The following is a 6,284-nucleotide window of genomic DNA, read 5'->3' as shown; positions in this document are numbered from 1 at the left end:
GTGACCAAGAACGGCATAAATGCTCCTCAAGCCGATCTTGGTCACCCCGGCCCCCAACCGTCCACCCGCAAGCAAACCTCAACCCCGCTCGATCAAATGCCCAACAATCTGAGGCCCCATAAGCACAGCCTCCCCAGACCCATCCCGCCGACTGTCAACCGCAGGAAGCTCAACAGGATCCCCGGTAGCACTGGCCCCGACAGGCCGAGGCCCGACCCAGGCGACGACAAGAGAGGTCTCCCCCTTGAGGAACCGCTGAACCCGAACCCCGCCGGTAGCCCGCCCCTTGGCCGGATACAACCCGAACGGCGTGACCTTCACCTGAGTGCCGGTCGAGGTGACGACCATCGGCTCCCCATGCTGCGGATCCGTCGTGTTCACCACGTTGAACGACACAGCCTCGGCCCCGGACGACAGGTTCATCCCCGCCATGCCGCCGCCCTTCAACCCCTGCGGCCGCACCAGTTTGGCCGGGAAGCGCAGCAGCGAAGCGTCCGAGGACACGAACGCCAGGGACTCAGCGCCGTCGGTCAGCCAGGTTGCTCCCAGGAGCTCGTCGCCGTCCTTGAGGGTGATGACTTCGAACTCGTCCGAGCGGACCGGCCATTCCGGCGCGCAGACCTTGACCACGCCCTGCCGGGTGCCCAGAGCCAGGCCAGGTGAGCCGGTCGCGCCGAGCGGGGCCAGGCCGACGACCTTCTCCCCCGGCTCCAGCGGGATCAGCTCCGAGGCCGACATGCCGCCGCGCACCGAAACCGTGCCGGACTGCTCGGGCAACACCGGCAGGGGCAGCACGTCCACCTTGAACGCCCGCCCGGTGCTCGTCACGAGCAGCACGCGGCCACGGGCGGTGGAGTGGACAACCGAGCGGACCGCGTCGTGCTTGACCCGTCCGCTGCGCCGCCGGCCCTCGGTCGCCTCTTCGCTTTCCGCCGCCGTGCGGGCGATGAGGCCGGTCGCGGAGAGGATGACCTGGCAGGGGTCGTCGGCCACCTCGAGGGGACCGGCCGGCGCGGACGCCGCCAGCACCTCCTTGAGGTCGCCGTCGATCAGCGTGGTGCGCCGGGCGACGCCGAACTCCGAGGCCACCTCGGCCAGCTCGTCCGAGACGACCTGCTTGAGGACGTCGTCGTTGTCCAGGATCCGGCTGAGCTCCGCGATCTCGCCGCGCAGGCGTTCCTGCTCGGTCTCCAGCTCGATGCGGTCGAAGCGGGTGAGCCGGCGCAGCGGGGTGTCCAGGATGTACGTCGCCTGGATGTCGCTGAGCCCGAACTCGCTCATCAGGCCCGCCTTGGCCGCCGCGGCGTCGTCGCTGCCGCGGATGATGGCGACCACCCGGTCGATGTCGATCAGGGCGATCAGCAGGCCGTCGACCAGGTGCAGGCGGTCCTGGCGCTTGGTACGGCGGTGCGTGGTCCGCCGGGTGACCACCTCGTAGCGGTGGGCCAGGAACACCTCGAGCAGCGCCTTGAGGCCCAGCGTCCGCGGCTGGCCGTCGACCAGCACCAGGTTGTTGATGCCGAACGACGACTCCAGCGGGGTCAGCCGGTAGAGGTCGGCCAGCAGGGCCTGCGGGTTGACGCCGACCTTGCACTCGATGACCAGCCGGATGCCGTGCTCGCGGTCGGTGAGGTCCTTGACATCGGCGATGCCCTGCAGCCGGGCCGGCTGGCGCTGGCCCTTGCGCGGGCCGGAGGTGATGAGCTTGCCCTTCACCTCGTCGGTGATCGCCTCGATGATCTTCTCGGTGCCGACGCCGTACGGGAGCTGGACGACGGTGATCGCCTGGCGGCCGCGACCGCCCTCCAGCGGGCCGGTCTGCGCGCGGGCCCGCATGCGCACCACGCCGCGGCCGGTCTCGTACGCCCGGCGGACCTCGTCGAGGCCGAGCAGCTGCCCGCCGGTGGGCAGGTCGGGGCCGGGCACGAAGCGCATGAGCGTGTCGAGGTCGGCCTCGGGGTCGGTGATCAGGTGGCGGGCCGCCGTGACGACCTCGCCCAGGTTGTGCGGGATCATGTTGGTCGCCATGCCGACGGCGATCCCGGACGTGCCGTTGACCAGCAGGTTGGGGAAGGCCGCGGGCAGCACCTTGGGCTCGAGCTCGGAGCCGTCGTAGTTGGGCTTGAAATCGACCGTGCCCTCGCCGAGCTCGCCGACCAGCAGCATCGCCTCGCGGGACATCCGGGCCTCGGTGTATCGCGAGGCGGCCGGGCCGTCGTCGGGCGAGCCGAAGTTGCCGTGCCCGTCGATCAGCGGCGCGTTGAGCGAGAAGTCCTGGGCCAGGCGCACCATCGCGTCGTAGATCGCCAGGTCACCGTGGGGGTGGTAGCGGCCCATCACGTCGCCGACCACGCGGGCGGACTTGACGTACGCCCGGTCGGGGCGGTGGCCCTGCTCCTGCATCGACCACAGGATGCGGCGGTGCACCGGCTTGAGGCCGTCGCGGGCGTCCGGCAGGGCGCGCGAGTGGATGACCGAGTAGGCGTACTCCAGGTAGGAGTCCTCGACCTCGGTGGTGAGCGGGTTGTCGATGACCCGGGCGCCGGCCTGGTCGAAGGCCGACAGGTCCACCCGGGACTGCTCGTTCTTGCGGCGTGCCATGTCCTGTAACAGCCTCTCAGGCGTCGATCGTTTCCTGGTCGATGCGGCCGGCGGCCTCGATCAGCCAGTTCTTGCGCGGCTCGACCCGCTCACCCATCAGCAGCTCCAGCGTCGCCTCGGCCCGTTCGGCGTCGTCGAGGGTGATCCGCCGGACCGTCCGGGTGGCCGGGTTCATCGTGGTGTCCCACAGCTCGTCGGCGTCCATCTCACCGAGGCCCTTGAACCGGCTCACCGGCGCGACCGACTTGCCGGCGCGCTCCAGCCGGGTCAGCGCGGCCTCCATCTCCTGCTGGGTGTACGTGAAGATGGTCTCGGCGTTGCGGCCCTTGGTGGTGATCTTGTGCAGCGGCGGCATCGCGGCGAAGAGCCGGCCCTGCTCGATCACCGGGCGCATGTACTTGGCGAAGAGGGTGATCAGCAGGGTGCGGATGTGCGAGCCGTCGACGTCCGCGTCCGCCATGATCATGACGCGGCCGTAACGCATCGTGCTCATGTCGAAGGTGCGGCCGGAGCCGGCCCCCAGCACCTGCACGATGGCCGAGCACTCCACGTTGTCCAGGACCTGTTGCAGGCTGGCCTTCTGCACGTTGAGGATCTTGCCGCGGATCGGCAGCAGAGCCTGGTATTCGGAGCTGCGGGCCATCCGGGCGGTGCCGAGCGCGCTGTCACCCTCGACGATGTAGAGCTCGCTGCGGCCGATGCCGGTGGAGCGGCAGTCGACCAGCTTGGGCGGCATGGACGCGCCCTCGAGCGCGGTCTTGCGGCGGGCCGCGTCCTTCTGCTGTTTCTGGGTCAGGCGGACCCGGGCGGCGTCGACGACCTTCTGCAGGACCGTGCGGGCCTCGCTCTTGGTGCGCCGATCGTCGATCCAGGCCTTGAGGTGCTGCTCGACCAGGGTCTGCAGCACCCGGGTGATGCCGGCCGTGGAGAGCTCGTCCTTGGTCTGCGAGGTGAACTGCGGCTCGGGCACCCGCACGTGGATCACCGCGGTCATGCCCTCCAGCAGGTCGTCCAGGACCGGCACGTCCTCCTTGGGCTTGAGCAGGCCGCGGGCGTTGCGGATGGCGTCGCTCAGGGCCCGGACCAGGGCCCGCTCGAAGCCCTTGCGGTGGGTGCCGCCGTGCACGTTGCGGATGGTGTTGGTGAAGGACTCCACCGTGCGGTCGTAGCCGGTGCCCCAGCGGAACGCGACCTCGACCTGGGCCTTGCGCTCGACGTTGGACTGCATCACGCCGTTGGCGTCGGCGGCGTTCTCCTTGTAGGTGCCCTCGCCGGCGACCATCAGGATCCCCGAGACGGGCTTGTCGCCGGCCGGGGTGAGGAACTCCACCATGTCGGTCAGTCCGTGCGGATAGTGGAACTTCTCCTCGGCCGGCTCCTCGCCCGTGTGGTCACGCAGCACGTACGCCACGCCGGGGACCAGGAACGCGGTGTTGCGCAGCTTGGCCCGCACCACCTCGACGTCGAGCCGGGCGCCGGTCTCGAAATACCGCGCGTCGTACCAGTAGCGGATCGAGGTGCCGGTGCGCTCGCCACGCTTCATCTTGCGCACCACGCGCAGGCCGCTCTGCGACTGGAAGGGGGCGTCCGGGCCGGGGCCGGCGAACACGCCGGGCACGCCGCGCTGGAAGGACAGCTCGTGCACCTTGCCGTCGCGCCGGACCGTCACGTCGAAGCGCAGGGACAGCGCGTTGACCGCGGAGGCGCCGACACCGTGCAGGCCGCCGGAGGTCTTGTAGCCCGAGCCGCCGAACTTGCCACCGGCGTGCAGCCGGGTGAGCACCAGCTCGACGCCGTTGAGGCCGGACTTGGCGTTGATGTCGGTCGGGATGCCGCGGCCGTCGTCGTCGACCTGCACCGAGCCGTCGGCGTGCAGGGTCACCTCGACGTGCTCGGCGTGCCCGCCGACGCCCTCGTCGGTGGCGTTGTCGAGGATCTCGTTGGCGAGGTGGTTGACGCCCCGGCTGTCGGTGGAACCGATGTACATACCCGGCCGCTTGCGGACCGCATCGAGTCCTTCGAGGTGCGTGAGGTCATCAGCCCCGTAGAGGATCTCTGGTTGCGCAGTCACGAGGTATTACTCCCGGCAGTGGCAGCTGTCAACGACGCGGCGAGCCTACCGGGCACCTCTGACGAGTTTCGTGAGGCCGACCGTGAGCTGGTCTCCATAACACACGACTAAAGGGGCAAATGCTCCGGGTCGTGAGCCACAACACGATTCCGGCCGGCCTGTTTGGCCGCGTAGAGGCCGGCGTCGGCCCGCCCGAGCAGGGTGTCCGGGGTCGGGTCGCTGGGGCGCAGCCGGGCCAGGCCGACGCTGATGGTCACCGGGATCGGCCCGGAACGGGTGTCGACCGGCGTGCCGGCCACCGCGGCCCGCAGCTCCTCGGCCAGCTTGGCCCCGGCCGAGTCGATGCCCGGCAGCAGCACCGCGAACTCCTCACCGCCGTACCGGGCGACCAGGCCGTCGGCCGGCAGGCCGCCGAGCAGGCGCTGGACCACACCCTTGATCACGTCGTCGCCGACCTGGTGGCCGTGCGCGTCGTTGATCCGCTTGAAGTGGTCGATGTCGACCATGAGCGCGGTGACCGGCCCGTCCACCGCCCGGGCAGCGGCCAGTGAGCGCTCGGCGAGCTCGAAGAACCGCCGCCGGTTGGCGACCCCGGTCAAGCTGTCGGTGGTGGCCAGCTCGTTCACCCGGCTGAACAGCCGGGCGTTGTCGAAGGCGACCATGCCCTGGCCCACCAGCGCCGCTGCAAGGCCGAGATCGGCCGCCGCGTACGCGCCCGGCCGGTCCGACGCCAGCACCAGCACGCCCAGGGCCCCGTTGCGGTCGTCGAGGGTGACGGTGAGCCAGCTCTGCCCGGTCGAGTCGTCGAAGGCGCCGGCCCAGGGCGGCGTACCGTTGATCATGTCGGCCTGCCGGTTGTCCAGCAGTCCCCGCAGGTCCGGGTGCTCGGCCAGGGCGAGCTGCACCGGGGCCGGCCCGCCGAGCACGGTGATCTCCTCCGAGTCGGAGGTGCCGAGCAGCAGCCAGCCGCGGTTCGCGCCGGGCGTCTGCCGGGCGGTCAGCAGCAGCCGGCGCAGCACCAGCTGCGGGTCCAGGGTGCCGGTGAGCCGGGCCATCGCGCGGCGCAGCGTCTCGGCGAGGTCGCGCTGGCGGTTGGCGGCGGCCACCGCGACCTCCAGCTGAGCGGCCCGGGCCGTCTCCAGGCCGACCGCGATGTGGTGGGTGATGGCGGTCAGCACGTCGGCGTCGTCCACGGTGAAGACGCCCTTGGCGACCCGGCTGTCCAGGTAGACCACGCCGAGCAGGCGGTCGTCGAGCTCCAGCGGGGCGACCAGGATGCTGCGCAGGCCGTACTGGACCACGCTCTGCGCGCCCAGCGCCTCGCCCTGCTCGGTGCCGGTGACCACGAGGGGCTCGCGGCTGTGCCGGACCTTGTCGACGACGGTGGCGCTGTAGCCGGTCAGCTCGGCGACGTCGCGGCCGCTCGAGTCGCGGCCCACGAACGGGGCCAGCACCTGGGTCTCGGCGTCCATCAGGAACAGGATGGCGCGTTCGGCGCCGAGCAGGCGGGTGGTCTCGTCCAGGGCGACGCGGGTCAGCCGGTCCGGGTCGATGACCCGGCTGGCGGCCAGGCTGAGCTGCTCCAGGGCGGCCCAGCGCTGGCCGGCCCGGC

The 6,284-nt window shown here is 70.9% G+C and carries 3 protein-coding genes; all 3 read right to left on the bottom strand.

Translation table 11 applies throughout. From position 1 onward, the window contains the following. Positions 1-78: 78 nt before the first annotated feature. A complete protein-coding gene (locus AB0C29_RS28670) occupies positions 79-2,601 on the bottom strand; it encodes a DNA topoisomerase IV subunit A (RefSeq protein WP_360826341.1) in 2,523 nt (840 codons plus the stop codon). 16 nt (positions 2,602-2,617) lie between these two features. After that, positions 2,618-4,672, bottom strand: coding sequence for a DNA topoisomerase IV subunit B (locus AB0C29_RS28665; protein WP_360826338.1), 2,055 nt, complete (start codon positions 4,670-4,672; stop codon positions 2,618-2,620). Positions 4,673-4,779: 107 nt separating this feature from the next. Next, positions 4,780-6,284 (bottom strand): sensor domain-containing diguanylate cyclase (locus tag AB0C29_RS28660; protein WP_360826335.1); only part of this gene is annotated, 1,505 nt, incomplete at its 5' end.

This window comes from Actinoplanes sp. NPDC048791 (assembly GCF_040650095.1).
Taxonomy (GTDB): Bacteria; Actinomycetota; Actinomycetes; order Mycobacteriales; family Micromonosporaceae; genus Actinoplanes.
This window is presented reverse-complemented; position numbering and strand designations above follow the sequence as displayed.

Coding starts and splice junctions, on each gene's coding strand:
- AB0C29_RS28670 (WP_360826341.1), bottom strand. CDS start 2,601: ATGGCACGCCGCAAGAACGAGCAGTCCCGGGTGGACCTGTCGGCCTTC.